The organism is Neoalteromonas flava (assembly GCF_002807685.1).
Classification (GTDB): Bacteria; Pseudomonadota; Gammaproteobacteria; order Enterobacterales; family Alteromonadaceae; genus Alteromonas_E; species Alteromonas_E flava.
Window position 1 is genome coordinate 769,687 of sequence record NZ_PEAX01000001.1, and the last position, 23,042, is coordinate 792,728.

A 23,042-nucleotide genomic window follows, 5' to 3' on the forward strand; every position below is an offset into this window, starting at 1 on the left:
GATAAAATCAAGCGTTATTTGTCGATTCGAATGCCATATTGCTCAGCTAAGCGCGCCAGCGTTTGCTGTGACGTTGGCAGCTCCATAGTGCGCTGGTCGAGACGTCGTTGAGCTAGCACCGAATTTCCGGCAATTAAGAGCGTTTCAATGTAATTTAGAAAAATTTCTTCATTCCGCATTTGTGAGTTAACCACGCGGTCATACTCCGCCAACGCTTCATCTACTTTGCCTTGTGCACGGTAAATCTGGGCGAGCGTATCAGCAACCGCTGGATTATCGGGCGCTAACTCGAGGGCACGCTCCGCGTAAGTCAACGCAGAATCTAGATCTTTTTCCTGCATCAACAAATAAGCCAAATTATTTAACGCAACATAATTCGTTGGGTCAGCTTCTGCCAGCGCGGCATACTCTTTAATTGCCGCACTACTGTCTTGTTGAATCTTACGTTCTGCCAGCAGCATGCGCGCGCGCAAGTCATCTGGGTTTTCCTGCGCATGTGCCAACAATAATTCATACCCCGCTCGGGTATCGCCAGCGCCTTCAAGTGCAGCCAATAGGTTAAACAAATTTCTTAAGCTGTTGTTCGCTGTATACGCAACTCTTGCTGGCTCAACAGCTTCAGCAAAGCGCCGCTCAGCGAGAAAATTCCGCGCCTTAACACCTTGCGCAAATGGCGTACTTGCCACAGCCTCAGGCAGCTTGGTCAATTCCGTTCGAGACGCTGCCACGTCTGGTTTGAGATTGAAAAAATGGGCCCGCAATAGCTGGATTTGGGGGTCTTGTCGTTTCTCCAAAAACTGCTTTGTAATTGCCAACGCTTTGTCGATACCACCTGACATATCCAACATTAGCAACATGCCCAGTGCCGCATTCTTGTCATAGGGAAACAACGAAATCCATTGTTCAAAGTGTTGCTCAGCATCAGCAAACTGCCCTAATTGTACGAGCGTTTGCCCTTTTAATTGCCAAAAGTCGCGCGGCGTGGTGGGTCCTGGTGCTATGCGAGATAGGCTTGCTAAAGCAGCATCAAGCTCACCATCAGTAGCCTGCATACGAGCCAGCAAAAGTCGTAAATCCACATCGTTTGGCTTGGCTTGCAATTGTTGATTTATCAAGGCAAAGACATTTTGCGTGTTCCCCTGCTCACGCTCGAGTAAGTAAAGTAAAGCAAGGGCATTAGGGTTACCCGGAGACTGCTGTAGTACTTTTTGCGTGCCAGCAATACCTCCACTCGTATCGCCTTGCTGAGCGATAAAACGCGCATGAGCGAGCAAAACGGTGCTGTCATTTGGCGCAAGCTGCAACGCTTGTTGGTATTCTGCTAATGCAGCTGCATTGTCGTCGTTACGTTGCGCAATTTCAGCGGCGAGCAAGTAAGCCTGCGGCTCATTGGGCGACGTCGCCTTCCAATTGTCAGCTAGTTCAGTGGCTTTATCCAGCTGGCCGGTAGCTAAGTAGGCCGTGGCTAGGGTGGACTGAGCCGTTACTGAATCTGGCGCTTGTTCAGCAGCCTGCTCTAAATTAATAATGCCTTCGACTTGATTGAGTGATAACTGCAAAATCCCGGTGCGAAGTAGATTCTCAGTACCATCGCCGAGCTGTTGGGTGCGCTGCAACATGGTTTTAGCATCTGCAATGTTTCCCGCTTTCGCCAGCTCGTATCCCGCTCGGGAGAACAAACTCGCATCCTCACTATTTTGGGTTTGTAGGCGCTGTAACGAAGCCGAGGCATCGTTAGCCATTCCTAATTGCAATTGGCTCGCCGCCAATAGCTTCAGACCAGCATGATCATCCGGTAGCTGCGGCGCAATCAGCGATAAATGCAGGTTGGCCGATTCATAGTCTTTTAATTGAAACGCAGCATACCCTGCGACTAAGCGTAAAACAGGGTCACTACTGCCAGCATCCAGTGCAGTTTCTAAGTGACCATATGCACGTTCAAATTGCCCCTTTTCACTTAAAATAATCCCCTTTAGCTGATTAAGCATCGGGTTCTTTTCAGCCAATTCGAGTAAATCATCGACATAAGGCTCCGCTTGCTCAGTTTTACCCAGCTCAACCAATAATGAGGCCAGCATGAACTTGGTATTTGAATCTTCAGGGTACGCGCTTAAATATTCTGCATAGGTCGCAATAGCGGTTTCATTATCATTTGCTTGCAACTGCAAGCGCGCCAAGGTGAGTAACGCATCGCGGTTTAACGGCGCTTGTGCATAGGTGTCTTGGGCAATGGCCAAAGCAGCGGCATTATCGTCTTGCAAAACTGCATCCACTACTTTCACCAGCCCTAAGTAAGCAGAATTGGTGTCTACTTTAAGTAATTCGTCGGTCAACGCACGTGCTTGCTCGATATCGCCTAACTCCACCAATGATTGCAGTTTAAAAAAGCCAACTTCAACTTGCTCAGCTGGGGTCAGTTCAGCCATTTGATGGTCGACTTCGGCCAACGCATTCACTGCTCCCGTGCGGCGATAGGCTTGAGATAGAAAAGGAATAACTTGTGCTGGCGGGTGACCATTATCCAACGCTCGCTGCAATTCCTTTTCCGCGCTGGCAAAGTCACTTTGGGCTAAATAAAGTTTACCTAGCTGCACCCGTGCTTCTGTTGCTTTTGGATTAAGTTGAATGGCATTTTTCAGTTCAACAATGGCAGCTTTGGTATTGTCTTGTTGAATGTACGCTTGAGCCGCTGATATGTGTTCTTCAGGGGTCTTTTTTGAACAACCCGACAAACTCAAACTCACCGCCAAGGCCAAACCTGTCAAGCTGATGGTGAGGGCTTTATTACGTCGCTGCATACAAAATCCTTGTTGAACTTGTTTTTTTCGTCTTGGTGCTGACCAAAGACGCAGTATTCATGGTATAGGTTCAGGTTATCGAATATACTATTACCTTTGCAACACGCAAGCGGTGTTTGTTATTCAATCAACAGTCCATCATGGTGGGCGTGACATGACTGCTTGGTTTAGCCTCGCCCAATATCAGGATCCACAATGACTCAAAATGTCGATATCAGCTTTCGCGACCTTAAGCTTCCCGAAACCATCTTACAAGCCTTAGAGAAGGTTGGCTACGAGAAGCCTTCCCCTATTCAGGCTGAAAGTATTCCTTTGTTGCTTGAAGGGCATGACCTTCTAGGACAAGCTCAAACCGGTACCGGTAAGACGGCAGCGTTCGCATTGCCCATGCTCGCACAGCTCGACGTCGACGCAGTATTGCCGCAGTTATTAGTGCTAGCACCCACCCGAGAATTGGCGATTCAAGTTGCTGAAGCATTTCAAGTGTACGCCAGCTTTTCGAAAAAGATCCGCGTGTTACCCATTTACGGCGGCCAGTCCTATGACAACCAAATCCGCCAGCTAAAACGCGGCGTTCAAGTGGTTGTTGGAACACCAGGACGCGTAATCGATCATATCAATCGCGGCACCCTCAAACTGGGTGAGTTACGTTTCCTAGTTCTTGATGAGGCTGACGAAATGTTACGTATGGGCTTTATTGATGACGTCGAGCATATCTTAAGTCACGCTCCGAAGGAACGACAAACTGCGCTGTTCTCGGCGACGATGCCAGAACCGATCCGTAAAATTACCCAGCGTTACTTAAATGACCCTAAACACGTAAAGATTGCTTCGAAAGTTACTACCGCGAGTACCATCCGTCAGCGTTTTTGTCAGGTTGCTGGTCATCACAAATTAGAAGCTTTAACCCGGATCATGGAAGTTGAAAGCTTTGATGGCATGATCATCTTCGTGCGCACCAAAACTGCAACTGTAGAACTCGCCGAGAAACTCTCCGCACGCGGCTATGACGTGGAACCTCTGAATGGAGATATCCCGCAGAATGCACGAGAGCGCACCGTTGAACGTTTAAAGCAGGGCAAGATCGATGTTCTCGTGGCAACTGACGTGGTAGCCCGTGGTTTGGATGTTGAGCGTGTCAGTCACGTGATCAACTTTGATATCCCGTATGATTCTGAATCCTATGTACATCGTATCGGCCGTACGGGTCGAGCGGGCCGTCAGGGTGACGCAATCTTATTCATTAACTATCGTGAAAAGCGCCTGTTAGCGTCAATTGAAAAAACCACTAAGCAACGTATTGAGCAAATGGACATTCCATCCATCAATGAGTTAAATCAATCACGTTTATCACGCTTTAAGCAAAGTGTGATAGATGCGTTGCAGGATGATTCCATAGAGCAGTTCTTGCCGGTTATCGAGGCGATCCAAAGCGAAAATGAAGTCGCGCCCGAGCAATTACTGGCGGCACTGGCTAAACTGGCGCAGGGCGATGAGCCACTGCTGTTAAACGAATCTGATCGACCCGACCTGCACAGTAAACCGAAACGCGACGATACCCGCGGCCCCCGTGCAGATCGAGGCGAACGCAAAGATCGTGGCGAGCGTGGTGAGCGTGGTGAGCGCCGTAAGCCAGCTCGTAGTAGCCAGCCGGATGCAGATAAGCAACGTTTCCGTATCGAATGCGGGCATGCACATGGTGCTAAGCCAGGGAACATTGTTGGCGCGATTGCCAATGAAGCGAATATTAGTAGCAAACATATTGGCGCCATCGAAATTTACGACACTTTTAGCACCGTAGACTTACCCAAGGGTATGCCACCAGAAACTCGTGAAGTTTTGAAAAATACCCGTGTAGCAGGTCAGCGCCTGAATATTCGCGAATGGTCAGATCAACCTCCTCGTAAAGGTGGGAAAGGAAAACCTGAGCGCGGCGGTCAAGATAAGCGACGTAAACCTAAAATTGACTAGAGCATGCGCTATTTTCCACTGTTTATTGATACTCAGCACAGTGATGTGCTGATTGTTGGCGGCGGCGAGGTTGCCGCCCGCAAACTTGAATTATTGTTAAAATCAGAAGCTACTATCACGCTCGTCTCGCCTTGGTGTTGCGAGACAGTAGAACGACTTGCCTTAGCAAATGACATTACGCTGATCCGACGCGTGTTTAACGATAATGACATTGCCGACAAGCAGCTCATTTTCGTAGCCACCGATGACCCTGAGGTCAATCAACATGTGCACGATCTTGCTGTCGCTAAGGGTATCTTAGTCAATGTGGTCGATAATACCCCGCTGTGTAAATTTATAACGCCGTCGATTGTTGATCGCTCACCGATTGTCATTGCTATGAGTTCAGGCGGCGTAGCACCCGTACTATTGCGTTATCTGCGCCAAAAGCTGGAAAGCATTATTCCTCAGAATATCGCCGCGCTCGGTGCGTTTTCGGAGCGCATGCGCGAATGGGTAAAAGCACGCACTCGCTCTGTGACCGAACGACGCTATCTTTGGGAAGACGTATTTGATGGCGATATCGCTGAGGACATTGTGCAAGGGAGAGAAGTAAATGCCGAGCGCAAGCTGACCGCATTGGTAGAGCAATATCAGCAGCAAAACCGCATAACAGGCCAGGTCTATTTAGTCGGCGCGGGGCCGGGCGATCCCGACCTACTCACATTCAGAGCACTGCGCCTGATGCAAAAAGCCGACGTAGTCATCTATGACCGCTTAGTCTCTCCACAAATTTTGGAATTGGTGCGCAGAGACGCAGAAAAGATTTACGTTGGAAAGGAAAAAAGCCGTCATACATTACCCCAGGATGAAATCAATCAACTGCTGGTGAAGCATGCCTTAGCCGGTGAACGTGTGGTGCGGTTGAAAGGCGGAGATCCGTTCATTTTTGGCCGTGGTGGCGAGGAAATACAAGCATTGTTGGCGCATAAGATTAGCTTTGAAGTCGTTCCAGGCATTACTGCTGCGACCGGTGCATCAACCTACGCAGGGATCCCTTTAACCCATCGCGACCATGCTCAATCGGTAGTCTTCGCTACCGGGCATTTAAAAGACGACAGTATCGATTTAAATTGGTCAGCACTCGCACACAGTAATCAAACCATCGTTTTTTACATGGGGCTCACAGGGCTGCCGATTATTGTCAAAGAGCTCATGGCGCATGGGATGGCAGCGACAACGCCGATCGCGCTAGTCGAATCTGCAACCTTATCACACCAACGCGTGGTAACAGGTACCTTGGAAACGATTGAAAATTCTGCAAATCAGGTTGACATTAAGCCGCCAACATTGATTATTGTAGGCGGTGTGGTGAGTTTGCACCAACAACTCAATTGGTACCAAACATGCGAAAATATGGGATCACAACATTAACCGTTGTCACTATAAGTCTATTGATAGCGCCATGGTCTGTCGCTACGCAAACCAACTTTAGTCGCTCTGCCCAACCCACTGCGATCCAGTATAGTTACACGTGGTTAGATGAAACTCGAAAGCCTCATCAGTTGACGTTTGCGCTCGACAGGGATGCCATCGCAACATTACCTACGACGCAGCGCAGCTATCAGCCCACAATCGCCCAACGTCATGTGATTGTTTCACTGTATCATCATGCGCGCACTTACGACCCACGTGAAGTAAGGGTTGATATAAAGCCCCATGGAGAAACCATTGATATTACAGTAGCCAGCCGGTTCCCTGAAAAAATCGCTGAATATCAGCGCGATATGCGCGAACAGGAGAAGGCAGCGTTTGCCGAATACCTTTACAAAAATTATTACGAGCAGTACCAAACACGCTTTAATGAAAACGCCATTAAACCTGACCATATTCGTTATATTCAAGAAAGCACCCGCGCCCTGATCCCGCTTTCTCAAGCGCTATACGAACAACTCGATCAACAAAGCGATGCGCGCAACTACATCAATTTGCTACTGGGTTGGATCCAAAGTATCCCCTATTCCACCTTAGAGGATCGTATAGAAACCAACGGATCCGGTTTTTTGCCACCCATCACATTGCTGAATCAGAATAAAGGGGATTGTGATAGCAAGTCGGTGCTGGCTGCAGCGATTATTCGCGCCTTTTTACCGAACGTACCAATGAAGATGGTCTTACTAAGGGATCACGCTCTTCTGGCCATTAGCCTAACTGTTAAAGGCGACGATGAAAGTCTTATGATTGATGGTATACCTTTTGTGTTACTGGAACCCACCGGCCCGTTGCAATTACCTCTCGGTCAAATTGGTGATACTACTTTATTAGCCATCCAACAAGGCGGCTATACCACGCAAACCATTCCAGTATTAACATTGAATTAATCCGAGAGGTGCTGGTTTCGTGAGTGAATTTGGAAGCGATAACACTGCCCGTGATTTATCGCTTGGAGCGATCATATTGCAGATTTATTAGTCACTTTGAACGTTTCAATACACGTCTGGTTACGCCCATTTTCCTTGGCTTTATATAGCAGTTTGTCGGCCTCATCGTAGAGGTCGCTATCGTGGCTGAAAGTCGTTGGTCTGACGTGAAGCGCGCCAATACTCACTGTTAAGCGGTCTTCTACTTTGGATGCTGCATGTGGAATATTCGTATCGTTAATTGCCATGTGGATGCGCTGGGTAATCGCCTCAAGTGCGCCCTGATCCACATCTGGCAATAGTAAGGCAAACTCCTCACCGCCGACGCGGGCAGCCAGGTCCTGACTGCGTTTAGCTATCCGGTTTAGCACTTTCGCTACTTCTTTAAGGGCTTCATCACCTTTACCGTGGCCATAGTGATCATTGAATTGCTTAAAATAATCAATATCCAGCAAAATTAAGCCTAAATCGCGCTGTTCGGCAACACTGTCAGTCACCAGCTCTGCTAGGTATTGGTCAAATTTACGCCGATTAGCAATGCGTGTAAGGCCATCCGCATCTGCATAAGCTTTGAGCAGATCATTCTTAAGTTTTAACTCGATCTGCATACCTATACGTGCCATTGCTAAGGGCAACTGAAATGGCTTGCGCACATAGTCCACGGCACCTAACTGTAATCCGCGCAACTCATCATCGGTGGAACCCTCGCCAGTGACAAAAATGACGGGAATGGATTTAGTCGATTCGTGCCGTTTAAGGTGGCGCAGCACCTCAAATCCATCCATATCCGGCATACGAATGTCCAACAGAATAAGGTCAACCACTCGATGACTCAAAAAATCCAGGGCTTGCTGGCCCGAACCGGCAATGTGCACCCAATATTTTTGTTGCAGCGCAAGACTAAGAATTTCAGCGTTGATAGGCTCGTCGTCTACGATCAACACGGATGCTTTATGACTCTCTAACTTTTCAAACAAAAGCTCGGTCATTTATAATTCTTCCTCAACTCAAACTCCATGCAAAGTGACAAATTTTCTATTCCAGCGAAATGTTTGATTATAGCTCTTGTTCCGCAAACTCAGCCAAGCGACTGCGCACTACACCGTCGAGATTTATCGTTGCGCTGCCAGAGAAATTTTTAAACTTCTCAACAATATACGTTAAACCAGAAGTTACCGCACTCAAATAATTACTGTCTATTTGTGCCAGGTTACCGCTACAGATGAGTTTAGTCCCTTCACCACAACGGGTGATAATCGTTTTTAATTGCGAAGCTGTCAGGTTTTGCGATTCATCCAACAGCACAATGGCATTTTGCAAGCTGCGCCCGCGCATGAAATTTACCGACTTAAACTGAATATTGGCTTTTTCCATGATATAGCTCATTGAGCCTTTGGTGTTTTCGTCGTTTTTATGTAGGACTTCAAGGGAATCGGTAATTGCCGCCAACCAAGGGGCCATCTTTTCTTCTTCGGTACCCGGTAAGAAGCCAATCGATTCTGCGATTTCTGGTGTGCTACGTGTGACGATGATCTTGTCATACATATTACGTTCCACGGTCATTTCCAGTGCTGCGGCTAGAGCCAATAAAGTTTTACCGGAACCGGCAGGGCCGGTTAAAATGACCAAATCAATATGCGGGTCGAGTAAGGCATGGAAAGCTAATGCCTGACCAATATTCTTTGGTGTAATGCCCCAGGCATGCCGACCCATTAAGCGTTCATAACCGAGATCCAGCACGTCCATGGTATCTTCATCCATCGACTCCACTAAACCAGCAAAATGGTTAGTATCATCGAGTAGAAACTCGTTGATGTAGGCTTCTGGTAAAACTTTGCGGGGTAACGTATGAATAGTATCACGTCCCTCAGTGCGGCTATCTACAGATTTAATCTGACTCCAGAAATCCCCTTCAAAACGATGGTAACCTTTGGATAAATATTTAATATCACTGATCAATTGGTCAGTACGATAGTCTTCCACCAAAGCCAATCCAGCCCCTTTGGCTTTAAGGCGCATATTGATATCTTTAGTTACTAAAATGACCGGCCTTGGTGCGCAGGTACGCTGCAAGTGCAACGCAACATTTATAATGCGGTTGTCATTTTCATTACTGGTGAATACTTGTTGGGATTCCGGCATATTTAGATCAGCAAAGATCGACAATGTCCCCGTCGGCGCAGACTCGCCTGCGGTCATGCCTGCCATCGACACACCCTTTAGCATATCGTCAGGTGTGGCATCATGGAGTAGGTCTTCCATTGCGCGAATAGAAACACGCGCGTCCCGCGCCACATCTTTCTTGCTGTCTTTGATATAGTCCAGTTCTTCGAGAACTGTCATCGGTACAACAACATCATTTTCTTTAAACGAGAGAAAGGCGAGCGGTTCGTGTAGAAGAATATTAGTATCAAGCACATACAACTTTGTGGTGGGTACTTTCTTTTTTGGCATCCGTTACTCCAGTTAGTTACCACGACAGCTGTTGCGACGTTGAAAGAAAATCGCTCCAGCGATACCTTCACAATAGTAAAGTTTGCGTCGCTTCGCACCTGATTTTTTCGAGTTTTTTTCACCATCCACCGATTAACAGTGACTTTGCTACACTTATCGCTACAATACCGCCGCTTTGATATTGAGACGGAGTTAGTGGAATGGGCAATAATGACACATTTGCAGTCGGGCAACGCTGGATCAGTAATACCGAACCGGACCTCGGATTGGGTGCGATCATGGCGACCTCGCACCGCACTGTCGACATTCTATTTCCAGCTACCGAAGAACAACGCACCTATTCATTAATGGATGCTCCATTAACACGACTAACCTTCGCGGTGGGTGACACCATTAAGAGTCATGAAGGTTGGGACCTGCTGGTTAGCCACATTGAGGAACAAGACGGTGTGTTGAGTTACCATGGCATTCGCGAAGACACCAAGCAAGATGCCAAACTACACGAAATCCAACTCGATCATCATATCCGCTTAAATCAGCCAGAAAAACGCTTATTCAGTGGTCAACTGGATGATCCCAAATGGTTTGACTTACGCCATGATTGCTTGCACTACCAACATCAACATTACACATCACCAACCTTGGGGCTCGCGGGAGCGCGATTAGAGCTCATTCCGCACCAAATCCATATTGCCTCAGAAGTTGGAAAACGTTATGCCCCTCGAGTATTACTCGCCGATGAAGTTGGCTTGGGCAAAACCATCGAAGCTGCGCTTATCGCCCACCAACAAATCCAAACCGGGCGAGCCCAACGAATTCTGATCGTGGTACCGGACAGTTTAGTGCATCAATGGCTGGTTGAAATGCTGCGTCGAGTCAATCTTAGTTTTGCCGTATTTGATGACAGTCGCTACACAGCCATTCAAGAAGAGCAAGGCACCACGAGCAACCCATTTGAAACCGAACAGTTGGTGCTGTGTTCATTGGATTTTTTCACCGCTAATCCAGATGTCTGTACTCAAGCAGTAGCCGCTACATGGGACTTGCTGATTGTGGATGAGGCGCATCATTTACAGTGGCAACCGAATAATCCTTCATTGGGCTACCAGATCGTCGAACAGTTAGCCAGTGCGACTAAAGGGGTATTACTGCTAACTGCTACACCAGATCAGCTTGGCCATGAAAGCCATTTCGCGCGCTTACGCTTACTTGATCCTGCACGCTTTCATGATTATGCCGCATTTCTGCAGGAAGAGGCCCACTATGGTGAGCTTGCAACGGCTGTGGAGCCATTACTGAATCACACCATTCCCAGTGCCAGTGAAGCCGAGAAATTACAGCAGGTCGCCGGCGACTGGCTTACTGACGAAATGGATCTCAGCGATGCCACAATACGAGAAACCGTGATCGACCGGCTGATTGACCAACACGGCACGGGCCGCGTGTTATTCCGCAATCGACGTGCGGCTATCCAAGGATTTCCTTCGCGCCGAGTGCATCCGCATCCACTCGAAGTCCCCAGCGTTTATCAAACACTATTGCAACAACATGGTGAAGACCTTGCTGTACAGTTGCATCCTGAGCAACAAGCTGAAGTGTTTGAGCAGTGGCTGACTGAAGACCCGCGAGTCGCTTGGTTACTCGACTTTTTAGCTGGCTGCAAACCGCAAAAGGTACTGGTTATTTGCGCCAGTGCGGTCACTGCGCAGCAATTGGCTGAACATGTCCGAGTTAAAACCGGGATCCGCCAAACTGTGTTTCATGAAGGTATGTCACTGCTCGAGCGTGATAAAGCCGCGCACTACTTCGCCCAAGTAGAAGACGGCGCACAGGTACTGATCTGCAGCGAAATCGGCTCAGAAGGACGCAACTTTCAGTTTGCCAATCAGTTAGTCTTGTTTGACTTACCCATGGTGCCTGATCTGTTGGAACAACGCATTGGCCGCTTGGATCGTATCGGACAAACCCAAGACATTGATATTCATGTGCCATTTTTCAACAATGCCAGCCAAGCTCGCTTATTCGATTGGTATCAGAACGGCTTAAATGCATTTGAAAAAACCTGCCCTATTGGGACCCGCGTATTCGAAGAAGTTCGTGAACTGCTATTTACTGCGTTACTGGATCCGCTCAATACCGACCATCAACAAAGGTTGATTGAGGCTACGCAAGAACTGCATCAACAGTACACCAAACAGTTGGAGCAAGGGCGCGATAAATTACTCGAAATTAATGCTTCCGGATTGGGTAAGGTAGATCCACTGTTGGATGCGATAGCCGCGAATGACGTTGCCCAGACCTTACCCAACTTTATGAATCGCCTACTCGATGCGTTAGGTGTACAGCAAGAAGAAAAAGACGCACACAGTTTTGTTTTAATGCCTACTGAGTCCATGGTCAATCATCTACCAGGCTTGGATCATGAGGGCATGGAAGTTACCTATCGACGTACTACTGCGACTCGAATGGAGCACCTGCAATTCATCAGTTGGGATCACCCATTAGTGCACAATGCCATGGATGTAGTACTGACCGATGTTTTGGGTAAAAGCAGTATGGCCTTTATTAAACAGCCAGAGCTGCCCAAAGGGGCCTACTTTGTTCAGGCTAGCTTTACCATCAGTGGCAAAGCGCCGCGTCATCTGCAACTAGAAACCTATCTGCCCGCGACACCAATTTTGGTTACCTTGGATGCCAAGGGGCAAGCGGTAGACTTAACGCCCGAGCGTTTATTCAGTGTTAACAAAAAGGTGGCAATGAAACTACTTGGCGCACTAAAACCTGCCATTCAACAAAACCTTGAGCATGCTGAGCGTATCGCGCACCAACAGGCCAATCAGATCCAGCATGATGCTATCGCTGCTATGCACAAACATTTGGGGGGGGAAGCTGAGCGCTTAAGCATGTTAGCTAAACACAATCCGTCTATTCGGCCCGAAGAAATCACCTTTATTGAAGCGCAAGTAAACGCCCTGAATGACGTGATGCAAAGTGCCCAATTACAGCTCGATGCAATCCGTTTATTGGTGAATAACCCCTAATGGTGTTGTTACATTACGAACCGCCAACGGATCCGTATTTATCTATCGTTTATCGCGACGATGATATTATTGTGCTCGACAAGCCCAGCGGATTACTCAGTGTGCAAGGTCGAGCAGCGGCTCACTTTGATAGTATCCAAACACGGGTACAGCGAGTTTTCCCTACCGCTAGCGTTGTCCATCGCCTTGATATGGCTACCAGCGGACTTCTGGTAATGGCCTTGAACAAACCCGCCAATAGTCATCTATCACGGCAATTCCAGCAGCGTAAGGTGAGTAAAACCTATTATGCTCGCGTGTACGGACAAGTAACCCCGGCACAAGGCAAAGTCGAGTTGCCATTAATTTGCGATTGGCCCAATCGCCCGAAACAAATGGTAGATCATGAGCACGGCAAACCCTCTGTGACGGAATACACGGTAGAGCAACAGGACGCGTTCAGTGCATTGGTGCGCCTCAACCCGATAACCGGGCGTTCACATCAATTGCGCGTGCACATGCAAGCACTCGGATATCCGATATTGGGCGATCGCTTATACGCTGAAGGCGAAGCTTTGCGCGTGTCGCCGCGTTTACTTTTGCATGCCACAACACTTGAATTTGATCACCCAACTCAGCCAAAACGCATGCAGTTTCGTTCAGAGCATCCTTTCAGCTGTGAACCAACTCCAGACAGCTATTATCAACATCAAGGATTTATTCGGGTTGATCAAAATGCAGAAATCGCGACAAGCGCCGATAACAAAACATCCACTTAAATCTGCGCCGCGAGAGTCTGAGTAGTTGTGCTTAGGATCGTACTGACAATTCTGCAAGTTTTGCTACTTAGCCTTATGCTGAGCTGGCTGAGCGTGCATGCACAAGCGCTGCCAAACGCGGAGCTATTGCATACCGATACGCAAAATCGATTGCCGCAAGCCAGTGTTGAAACCATTCTAGCCGGCACAGAACAAGTCCCAGTCACCTCCACGTCAGCAAGCCTGCCCCTTACCCGAGGCGTCGCCATCATTATCAGTGATCACCTCGATGGAGTGTTTGGCGATGATGGCATTAGCGTTATCGCCCAGTCGCTGAATGAGTGGGGTTGGCATACGGTAATCTTGCCTGCGCCGGTACCGAATTTAAGTAGCGAAGAAATAGCTGATGCTGAAGCTATGAATGCGTTGAGCGCGCAGGTTACCTTTACCAGTGAAGCCCGGACGCGTTATGGGTTGTCATTGAGTCAACGTATGCAAGGGGTCGCCGAATTAGTGCAAACAGTACCGGGATATCGGCTTGTCATCGCGCGTGGCATTGCGGCTGCTGGTTTGATCTCACTGTATCAGCAAGGGGCGTTAGCCGAGCCCGACAGTTTAGTTATAACGGGGCCTTTCTGGCCAAACCAAAGCTTTAATCAACAACTCCCAGTGGAACTCGCTCAAACTCCTTTTCCAGTGCTTGATATTACCAGTGAGTGGGATAATCGCTGGAGTCTGCAGACGATTGATGCGCGGCGCAAAGCTGCAGTTACCGAACTTAAATTGCACTATCGTCAACGTGATATCGTTGGCACCGTCTACACTGAACAACAATATTTAGCCCTCGCCAAGCAAATCTATGGCTGGATCACCTATTTGGGCTGGTAAATATTCAATTATTTTTCAAATGCTTTTTCAATATTCGGTGCTGCAACTCGGGCTCTTCAGGTAATTTTTTAAAAGCCGTCTATACTCTTCTTATACGATTAATATTTAGATGTCATAGGCGTGCAAATAGCATCATTTATCGACCAAAAGTCACAACAGCTCATCTACTATCTCAGTGCGTATTGGCGACGTGAACTGCCACACGCTGAGTTAGAGCTATTCTTTTGGGATACTCTAGAAGAATGGAGCCAAGTTGACGATAGAACCCAACCTTACAGTCAAAAGGAACGGGTATTTTGGCACGTGTTGCATCAGATGCATTTCTGGCCCGACAGCAAATTAGCCAGTGACCCTATCTTGCATGATGAACTAAGTAACTGTCTGCATTACCTTGAAGGGCGCGGTTTATGCCCGTTTGATTGCATTGGTATTCGTCCTTAAACATCTCTCGCTCGGTTTCTATCGATAAACCAAGACTACCGCGCAAATTTTTGCTAACGTTTTAGTCGTTTACATCAGCCTTCACGAGCGTGTTTTTTGTCTACCGTTTTATCTCCCTTGATCACTGCCATTAAGAACTATGGTGATAAGCGTATTCTAGCGATTTTCTGTTTTGGCATGGCCAGCGGTATGCCGTGGGTCATGATCGGCTCGGCGTTATCAGCATGGTTAAAAGACGGAGATTTATCACGCAGTTCAATCGGTTTATTTGGGGTTTTATTCGCCGCTTATAGCATCAACTTCCTTTGGTCACCACTGCTTGATAGAGTCAAGATCCCATGGTTAACCGCGCGTATGGGGCAACGTCGCAGTTGGATTTTAGTGACCCAATGGGGTGTTATTTTAAGCTGCTTGAGTATGGCGAGTTTGGATCTGGAGCAACACTTATTTAGCATCGCCGTTGCAGGTCTTTGTATCGCCATTGCCAGTGCAACACAAGATATTGCTATTGATGCCTTTCGTATCGATGTAATTGAAAGTCACGAGAAACAAAAACTAAGTGCCGGTTCCGCCATGGCGACTGCGGGTTGGTGGACAGGCTATGGCGGTCTCGGCGCGATACCCTTTTTCTTGGCTGATTTACCTGGCTGGCAATGGCAAGATGTTTACTACGTATTGGCAGCTGTCATGCTGCTGTTACATCTTACTGTGTATTGGATTACCGAGCCCATTACGCAACGTGAAAACGTGCAGTTACGAGCAGCAGCGTATTACAGCCAGCGCTTAGAATCTCACTCTAAGCGATGGTATGCAGCTGCGTTGGCTTGGATTGCAGTAACCCTAGTCGAACCGTTCAAAGACTTCTTTTCGCGCAATGGCGTCAAGCTGGCGTTAACCATGTTGTTGTTCATTTTCTTATTTAAGATCGGTGAAGCCTTTTTGGGGCGCATGAGTATCGTGTTTTATAAGGAAATAGGTTTTACCAACACCGAAATTGGTACTCTGTCAAAGCTGCTCAACTGGTGGGTAACCATCATCTTTGCGGTGATAGGCGGTATGGTTAATATGCGCTACGGAATCTATCGCGGATTGATGGTGGCCGGTATTGCCATGGCGGCGAGCAATCTGATGTTTTCGGTGATTGCCGAAGTGGGTCCGAGTAAACCGTTATTTATTGCTACCATCATTGTTGATGGTTTCACCGCCGCATGGAGCACCGTTGCGCTGGTAGCCTTTATTTCGTTGCTGTGCAATAAAACATTTTCAGCGACTCAATATGCACTAATGGCGTCATTAGGTAATTTCAGCCGCACGTTGTTGTCTTCCAGCAGCGGCTTTATGGTCGATGCACTGGATGGTAATTGGAGTCTGTTTTTCATTATCACCGCGATGATGGTCACGCCAAGCTTGGTCTTGCTGTATAGCGTACGACACCGCATTACTGCGCTGGAGCAGGCGGATAAGCAGTAAGTCAAGCCCAATTACTACTGTTTGGTAAAAATTTGAACCTGATTGCGCCCGCCTTCTTTGGCAGCATACAATGCTTGATCAGCATCTTCTAACCAAGCTAAAGCAGTGGCATAACCCGGATTGAACTCTGCTGCGCCAACACTGATGGTATAAGTGATTGTGGTGTCATCGTGCTTGACCTGAACCTTCTCAGCAGCTTTACGTAAACGTTCAGCCACATAATTGGCATGTGAAATCGGCGTATCGGGGAGCAAAATAGCAAACTCCTCACCGCCATAACGGCCAGCGTAATCGGTTTCACGAATAGATTTTTTGATCACTTCAGCTAACGATTGGATGACCTTGTCGCCCGCTTGGTGTCCGTAGGTATCATTGACACGCTTGAAGTGGTCAATGTCGAGCATGATCACCGTTGCGGCTTCTTCCGTACGTAATGAACGCTTGAACTCACGTTCAAACTGTTCTTGCCAAAACCGGCGATTAAACAAGCGCGTTAATCCATCGACCCGACTCATCTCTTCAAGCTCTGAGTTCAAGCGTTCAATATTCAATTTACCTAACGCTTGGTCGGTCACGTCATAAACCATGATGCAGACTTTTTCGATGCTTTCACCTAAAGAAGCTAAGGGGAAGATCGTAATGTTTTGATACATGTGATCAGACGCTGAGGTAATGGGTCGATTGGTACTAAATTTAAACAGAAATGGCCGCTGCTCCCAGATTAAAAAAGCAGGGGTTTGCAGATCAAACACAGGTTGAGCCTTGCGCTCTAACCATGCTTTATCGATTTCAGGAAACACAGAAAACAGGTTTTTGCCGACCACTGTGCTGGGTAGTTTCCCGCTGTGGTTCTCCATGAACTGATTCCACATTTCTACTTTGAAATCTCGATTGATCACTACAATGCCAACTTCGATTGAGCCCAGCAAATCATATTGCCAATGCAATTCAGCGACTTCTTTTGCAGAATGGCTCATTCAAAACGCCCCTCGTTTACATTAATCAAGCGAGTGTAAACCTGCTCCATGGCTGAGCCAGGTATTAACAATAGCAAATCAAATTGAACATCGTGCTTTTCAATCGTGTAGGCAATTTCTATGGCCATCACCTTACCCCAGCGCGAAATGGTAGACTCTAACAACACGTCCAGATCACAATGACGGCCCAAAATAATTGGGTGATTGTGACTAAATTTAACATTCAATTGCTCAGAAAGCGCGTTTAAACAGGCGCCAATTAAGATGTTTGACACATCCATCAAAGCTTCAATTTCAAGCTGCTCGGTGACCTCATTAGCTTCGTACTTAAGCAATTCAACCAAGCTGGCAAAATTATTATCGTTAAATAATAACAAAGCTTCACCGGTGATACCCGCGCTCACAAAGCCTTTGGACACTGCCGATAGCATCGTGTTGCGCTGAACCTCGGCAATCGCCATGTGCAATTCGTTGGTTTCGAGTACATTTACATTCGGGATTGGCAAATGAATAAACTCACCAAACAACTGCGCTAAGCTTTCACCTGCACGTCCCATGGCAACATTAACCAGCTCCCGATACGCATCAATGCGGTCAATCGCTTTAGGCGTCGTTTCGGCTTTCTCACTGGATTCTTGTTGCTTAGCAATTTTACCGGTGGTCTCAGGTGCCCCTGTATAAACGCCGTATTGGGCGAGAATAGTGGTCAGTTTTTCATTATCGATAGGCTTGCGAATGAAATCGAGTGCACCGAGCGACATCATCCGATTACGTGCTTCAGGTTGAACGTCACCTGAAACAACAATCACTAACGTGGGTAAATCATGCTCACGAATGTACTGCATGGTCTCATAGCCGTCCATAACCGGCATGTTGAGATCGAGGAAAAGCACATCACCCTTACCCGCTTTGATCTGGGTAATCGCATCTTCACCGTGTTCGGCAAAACTGACATCGACGTCCCAACCATCGGGGATCGAACGTGCCATTTGCCGGCGGGCAAATCCAGAGTCATCGCATATCAACACATTTGTGGTCATCGCTTTCCTACTACCGTTTCTACTACGCCTATCAAATCGCTACAGGTGCTTTAATATGCGGATGAGCTTGATAGTTACATAGCTCAAAATCGGCATATTCAAAGGCAAAAATATCTTTCACCGCGGGATTTATCTGCATCGTCGGGAGCGGATAGGGTTCTCGGCTGAGCTGTTCATTCGCCTGCTCTAAATGGTTCACATATAAATGGGCATCACCTAAGGTGTGTACAAAATCACCCAATTTTAGATCACACACTTGTGCCACCATCATGGTCAGCAAGGCATAGCTGGCGATATTAAATGGAACGCCAAGAAACACATCGCCACTGCGCTGATACAGCTGGCAAGACAACTTTCCGTCCAGCACGTAAAACTGAAACAGGGTATGGCACGGTGGTAAGGCCTGCTTGCCGTGCGCCGCATTTTCTTTGGGTGACATAGAAGTATCTGGCAGCACCGCTGGATTCCAGGCACTAACAATAAGGCGGCGAGAATCCGGATTATGCTTAATTTGTTGAATAACGTCGGCGATTTGGTCAATAACTTCGCCGTTTGCACCGGTCCAGCTGCGCCATTGCTTACCATAAACCGGCCCGAGTTCACCCTCGTCAGTCGCCCATTCATCCCAAATGGAAACGCCGTTTTCAGTCAAATACGCAATATTAGTTTCGCCTTTCAAAAACCACAGTAGTTCATGAATGATGCTGCGCATATGGCATTTTTTGGTGGTCACTAAGGGAAATCCCTCGGCCAAATCAAAGCGCATCTGATAGCCGAAAACACTAATAGTGCCGGTGCCTGTGCGATCATCTTTGCGCACCCCGTTGGCTAAAATGTGTCGCATTAACTCGTGATACTGTTGCATTTACTTCTTTTGACCTTGCTGTTTCATTGGACTATCAATTTGTCCGTGACGGTAGCCATACACTATCAACCCAGTGCCTAAGGCAATCATTGGGATACATAATAACTGACCTTGCGACAATCCAAAAGAATAAAGACCTAAGTGGCTGTCTGGCTCCCTAAAGAACTCAATAATAAAGCGGAAACAACCATAGCCTAAGAGGAAAAGTCCGCCAATCGCCCCTCTGGGCCGGGGCTTCGCTGAATACCACCACAACAACACAAAGAGCACCACACCTTCTAAAGCAAATTCGTATAACTGCGAGGGATGGCGCGGATAATTTCCGGCACCGGGGAATATGACTCCCCACGGAACGTCTGTGGTACGCCCCCACAACTCGGCATTAATGAAGTTGCCAAGTCGACCCGCACCTAATCCAATCGGCACCAAGGGGGCGACAAAATCACCGAGCGTGAGAAAGCGCATATTCATCTTGCGTGCATACAAAGCGATAGCCGTGATCACCCCCAAAAGGCCACCATGGAAAGACATTCCCCCGGTCCATATTTTTACCAAATAGAGTGGGTCGGACAGGAATAAGTCAAATTGATAGAACAGGACATAGCCGACTCGACCACCGATGATAACGCCGAGAAAACCCCAGAATAAAAAGTCACTCAGTTGCTCTTTGCTCCAGCCCACTCTGGCTAGGCGCTGCTTGGCGAGAAAAAACGCAGCTACAAAGCCAATTAAATACATCAGCCCATACCAGCGCACAGCCAGCGGGCCAATGGAAAAAATGATCGGGTCAATGTTAGGGAATACCCAATACTGTTGTTCTGTCACGTTGTTATAATCCCCACAGCATACGAATGCTGACTAAAACTAAAAAGACTGCGAATACTTTTTTCAGTCGCTGTGTATTCAGGCGTTGACCGAGCTTAGCGCCCAGCGGGGCGGTAAAGACTGATATTGCCGCAATGCTGAGTGTTGCTGGCCAGTAAACATAGCCCAAGTATCCCTGAGCAAAAGTGCTATATGACCAACCTGACACTACAAAGCTTAGGCTGCCAAAAATCGCGATAATGATACCACTAAATGCGGCGCATCCTATGGCTTGACGAATGTTAACACGATACCAAACCAAGGCGGGTACTAACAGCGCACCACCGCCAATCCCCATCAATGCTGAGAAAACTCCCGTGCCAAGACCTATAGTGGAGAGTTTGCGCGGATTGACTGAATTTAATGAGGTCACTTGCTTGCCAAAGAGCATATACGTTGCGATTAACATTACCAGACCAGCAAAAATCCCCTTCAGGATTTGACCGGGCAAATAGCTCGCCAAGATAGCCCCAGCAATTGCGCCAGCGGCAATGCCAACACCGCACCAGGTAACAATTTCACGATTGAGGTTTCCCAAGCGATAATGAGCTCGAGCAGAGGATAAACCGGTAAAAATAATGGTTGAAAGCGACGTAGCGATGGCAATTACAATAGTTTCTGTCGCCGGCACAGCCATCACATCAGCTAACAAATAGGTCAGAGCTGGAACGATAATCAGGCCACCACCGATGCCGAGCAATCCTGCCATCACACCCACGACAGCACCTAGCAACAAACACGCAATAATGACTAAAGACAAAACTTCCAACGTTAACTTACAGACCCGCTCGGGTCAGACCTCCCAGCTGCTTGCTATCGAGATAGCGATTCACAATGGCAAACACATCCTGTGGGTGTTCCGCAGCTAGCGCTTGCGGTAATAATTCTTCCAGTTCTGCAATATTCACATGGCGGATAACCCAATTAATTTTGCGAATATTGTGTGCGTTCATACTGAGCTTGCGATACCCCATCGCCAGCAGCAGCAAAGCACCGCCCGGTTCACCAGCAAACTCTCCGCACACAGTCACAGGGGTATGCGCGGCGGTACACTGCTGGGCAATACTGTTTAAAGCGTTTAAAACCGCGGGATGATAGCTATTATACAAACTCGCAACCCGCGCATTGTTGCGGTCCACAGCTAACAGATACTGAGTTAGGTCGTTACTGCCGACCGAAAAGAAGTCAACTTTGCGCGCGATATGCCAGATCTGATAAATCACCGCAGGGACCTCCAGCATTACCCCAATTTTCGGCCGCTGCAAGGTCTGCTCAGTGGCTTTTAGTTCCTCTGACACCTCATGAAATGCTTGGTCAATTAACCGGTTAGCATCATCCACTTCGGATACTGAAGTGATCATGGGCAGGAGTATATGTAAATTTTGCATCCCCGCGCTGGCTCTAAGCATCGCTCTAATTTGCACCAGGAAAATTTCCGGGTGATCGAGGGTTAATCTGACGCCACGCCAACCCAAAAAGGGGTTTTCTTCATTAATGGGGAAGTAAGGCAAGGGTTTATCGCCCCCGACATCCAGGGTACGCAACGTAATCTCTTGGGTCGGCGCACTGTCAAGAATTTGCTTATACAGCGCACATTGCTCGGATTCCGATGGGAAGCGCTCGCGCAGCATAAAAGGAATTTCGGTGCGATATAAGCCAATCCCTTCGCCTTGTATGTTTTGCAATTCTAATTCAGCTGAAAGACCCGCATTGATAAGCAATGAGACCGCTTGTTCATCAGTGGTTACCGAAGGCTCTCCGGCATGTGTCTCTATGCGCTCAGAAAGTTCAGCTTCTTCAGCAATCAGTTGCTCAAACTCAGCTTTTATAGCGCGCTGGGGATTAACGATCACTTCGCCTGAATAACCATCCAACAAAATAGACTTGCCATCGAGGAGTTGAGGTGACACCTTGTCTAGCCCCATCACCGCCGGCACGCCCATCGCACGTGCTAAAATCGCGGCATGGCTGTTGTTCGACCCACGGATGGAAATAATCCCAGCCAGAAACTGACGTGGAAACTCTGCCAACATAGGCGCTGTGACTTCCTCTGCTAACAAAATCGACGGTTGTTCGACATGCCGAGCGATCGGTTCGACCCCCTTAGGCCCACTCACAATGTTACGCAGTATGCGGTTGGATAAATCGATTATATCGATCGCCCGCTCTTGCATGTAGGGGTCTTCCATATTAGCAAAGCGGGCAGCATAGGCATCCACAACCAGTTTTAAGGCAGACCCAGCATCCCATTCTTGCTGCTTTATCTTGGCTTCGACTTCGCGCCCCAAGCTGTTTGCATCAAGTAATTGATTGTAAAGCTGGAAGATGGAACGCACGTCATCGGGAATAGCCCCTTCCAGACTGGTTGATAATGAGGTTACTTCCTTGCGCGTAACCTCAACGGCTGCACGATATTGCTCTATTGCGGTGGTGATATCATCGGTATGTCGCAGTTGCCAATGCGCGAGATCAATCTTAATGTTGGGCTGAAAGCCTATTCCCATCGCCAGCCCTGGCGAGCCTGCTACCCCATGTAAATTCTTTTGACTCGCCGCCTGATTAAGTGTTGCCTGGGCGCGCAACGCACCGCGGATTTCAGCATTCGTAATCTCCAGCGCAACTTGCGCGGCTAGCGTCACTAAAAAGGCCTCTTCGTCTTCGCTAAAGCGACGCTTTTGACGTTGCTGTAAGGTGATAACCCCCAACACTTTACGTTGATGAATGATAGGGGCACCGAGGAAAGCATTAAAGCGTTCTTCTTTCACTTCATCATAGTGTTTAAAGCGAGGGTGACTGTGGGCATCATCGATATTAAGGGGTTCTTCACGTTGGCCAACCAATCCGATCAAGCCCTCGGTAAAACCAATCTTTACCACTCCTACCGCTTCAGCAGCGAGGCCTTCTGTGGCAACTAAGGTCAATTTTTGGGTCTGATAGTCGGCTAAATACATAGAACACGCATCGACCGACATAGTCTGTTTAACGCGGGCAACCAAATGCGCGATGGCATCATCCAGCACAGGGATTTGATTAACTTCTTGTACGATACGTTTGAGCGTTGTTAGCATAAAGTTCCGTGGCCGCGACTGCCCCAAAT

At 47.9% G+C, this 23,042-nt stretch carries 16 protein-coding genes and 1 pseudogene; 8 read left to right on the top strand and 9 right to left on the bottom strand.

The genetic code is table 11. From position 1 onward, the window contains the following. Window positions 1-14: 14 nt before the first annotated feature. On the bottom strand, window positions 15-2,798 hold the full coding sequence (gene prsT / locus CSH92_RS03620; RefSeq protein ID WP_100656219.1) for an XrtA/PEP-CTERM system TPR-repeat protein PrsT: 2,784 nt from the start codon (window positions 2,796-2,798) through the stop codon (window positions 15-17). A 195-nt stretch (window positions 2,799-2,993) separates the two neighbouring features. Between prsT and CSH92_RS03625 the strand changes: the two genes are divergently transcribed. From CSH92_RS03625 to CSH92_RS03635, 3 genes are read left to right on the top strand one after another with little or no spacing between them, the layout of a single operon-like run. Next, window positions 2,994-4,769: a DEAD/DEAH box helicase gene (locus tag CSH92_RS03625; protein ID WP_100656220.1), complete on the top strand. Its 1,776-nt coding sequence runs from the start codon at window positions 2,994-2,996 to the stop codon at window positions 4,767-4,769. Window positions 4,770-4,772: 3 nt separating this feature from the next. Beyond that, window positions 4,773-6,182 (top strand): siroheme synthase CysG, encoded by a 1,410-nt coding sequence (gene cysG, locus CSH92_RS03630; protein ID WP_100656221.1) that lies wholly within the window; start codon window positions 4,773-4,775, stop codon window positions 6,180-6,182. Continuing rightward, window positions 6,155-7,129, top strand: coding sequence for a hypothetical protein (locus CSH92_RS03635; protein ID WP_100656222.1), 975 nt, complete (start codon window positions 6,155-6,157; stop codon window positions 7,127-7,129). The genes cysG and CSH92_RS03635 overlap by 28 nt, the downstream gene beginning before the upstream one ends. A 71-nt stretch (window positions 7,130-7,200) precedes the next feature. On the opposite strand, the gene CSH92_RS03640 is transcribed toward CSH92_RS03635, so the two are convergent. Both CSH92_RS03640 and CSH92_RS03645 read right to left on the bottom strand, forming a co-directional pair. Further along, window positions 7,201-8,157 (bottom strand): diguanylate cyclase domain-containing protein, encoded by a 957-nt coding sequence (locus tag CSH92_RS03640; RefSeq protein ID WP_100656223.1) that lies wholly within the window; start codon window positions 8,155-8,157, stop codon window positions 7,201-7,203. Window positions 8,158-8,224: 67 nt separating this feature from the next. Further along, a complete protein-coding gene (locus tag CSH92_RS03645) occupies window positions 8,225-9,622 on the bottom strand; it encodes a PhoH family protein (protein WP_100656224.1) in 1,398 nt (465 codons plus the stop codon). Between the two features lie 200 nt (window positions 9,623-9,822). On the opposite strand from CSH92_RS03645, the gene rapA reads away from it, so the two are divergent. The 5 genes and pseudogenes from rapA to CSH92_RS03670 all read left to right on the top strand — a co-directional run bounded on the left by rapA (window position 9,823) and on the right by CSH92_RS03670 (window position 16,199). Beyond that, window positions 9,823-12,663 (top strand): RNA polymerase-associated protein RapA, encoded by a 2,841-nt coding sequence (gene rapA, locus CSH92_RS03650; RefSeq protein WP_100656225.1) that lies wholly within the window; start codon window positions 9,823-9,825, stop codon window positions 12,661-12,663. After that, window positions 12,663-13,316: pseudogene (locus tag CSH92_RS03655) on the top strand (RluA family pseudouridine synthase); the annotation flags it as partial. The gene rapA and the pseudogene CSH92_RS03655, both read left to right, overlap by 1 nt. A gap of 132 nt (window positions 13,317-13,448) precedes the next feature. Continuing rightward, on the top strand, window positions 13,449-14,288 hold the full coding sequence (locus CSH92_RS03660; protein ID WP_124916910.1) for a DUF3530 family protein: 840 nt from the start codon (window positions 13,449-13,451) through the stop codon (window positions 14,286-14,288). 120 nt (window positions 14,289-14,408) lie between these two features. After that, on the top strand, window positions 14,409-14,729 hold the full coding sequence (locus CSH92_RS03665; protein ID WP_100656228.1) for a hypothetical protein: 321 nt from the start codon (window positions 14,409-14,411) through the stop codon (window positions 14,727-14,729). A gap of 96 nt (window positions 14,730-14,825) precedes the next feature. Continuing rightward, window positions 14,826-16,199: an AmpG family muropeptide MFS transporter gene (locus CSH92_RS03670; protein ID WP_276307853.1), complete on the top strand. Its 1,374-nt coding sequence runs from the start codon at window positions 14,826-14,828 to the stop codon at window positions 16,197-16,199. Window positions 16,200-16,213: 14 nt separating this feature from the next. Here the strand turns inward: CSH92_RS03670 and CSH92_RS03675 are convergent, their stop codons facing one another. From CSH92_RS03675 to ptsP, 6 genes are read right to left on the bottom strand one after another with little or no spacing between them, the layout of a single operon-like run. Beyond that, window positions 16,214-17,176 carry a GGDEF domain-containing protein gene (locus CSH92_RS03675; RefSeq protein WP_100656229.1) on the bottom strand — a complete coding sequence of 321 codons (963 nt, stop codon included), beginning with the start codon at window positions 17,174-17,176 and terminating at the stop codon, window positions 16,214-16,216. After that, window positions 17,173-18,216, bottom strand: a complete 1,044-nt coding sequence (locus CSH92_RS03680) for a response regulator (protein WP_100656230.1) — start codon at window positions 18,214-18,216, stop codon at window positions 17,173-17,175. Before CSH92_RS03680 ends, CSH92_RS03675 begins: the two co-directional genes overlap by 4 nt. A 31-nt stretch (window positions 18,217-18,247) precedes the next feature. Further along, window positions 18,248-19,081 carry a thymidylate synthase gene (locus tag CSH92_RS03685; protein WP_100656231.1) on the bottom strand — a complete coding sequence of 278 codons (834 nt, stop codon included), beginning with the start codon at window positions 19,079-19,081 and terminating at the stop codon, window positions 18,248-18,250. Next, the gene (gene lgt / locus CSH92_RS03690; protein ID WP_100656232.1) at window positions 19,082-19,906 is read right to left on the bottom strand and encodes a prolipoprotein diacylglyceryl transferase; all 825 of its coding nucleotides are present in this window, start codon (window positions 19,904-19,906) and stop codon (window positions 19,082-19,084) included. Between the two features lie 4 nt (window positions 19,907-19,910). Then, window positions 19,911-20,714: a sulfite exporter TauE/SafE family protein gene (locus CSH92_RS03695; protein WP_100656233.1), complete on the bottom strand. Its 804-nt coding sequence runs from the start codon at window positions 20,712-20,714 to the stop codon at window positions 19,911-19,913. Between the two features lie 7 nt (window positions 20,715-20,721). Continuing rightward, window positions 20,722-23,013, bottom strand: a complete 2,292-nt coding sequence (gene ptsP / locus CSH92_RS03700) for a phosphoenolpyruvate--protein phosphotransferase (protein ID WP_100656234.1) — start codon at window positions 23,011-23,013, stop codon at window positions 20,722-20,724. Window positions 23,014-23,042 lie beyond the last annotated feature (29 nt).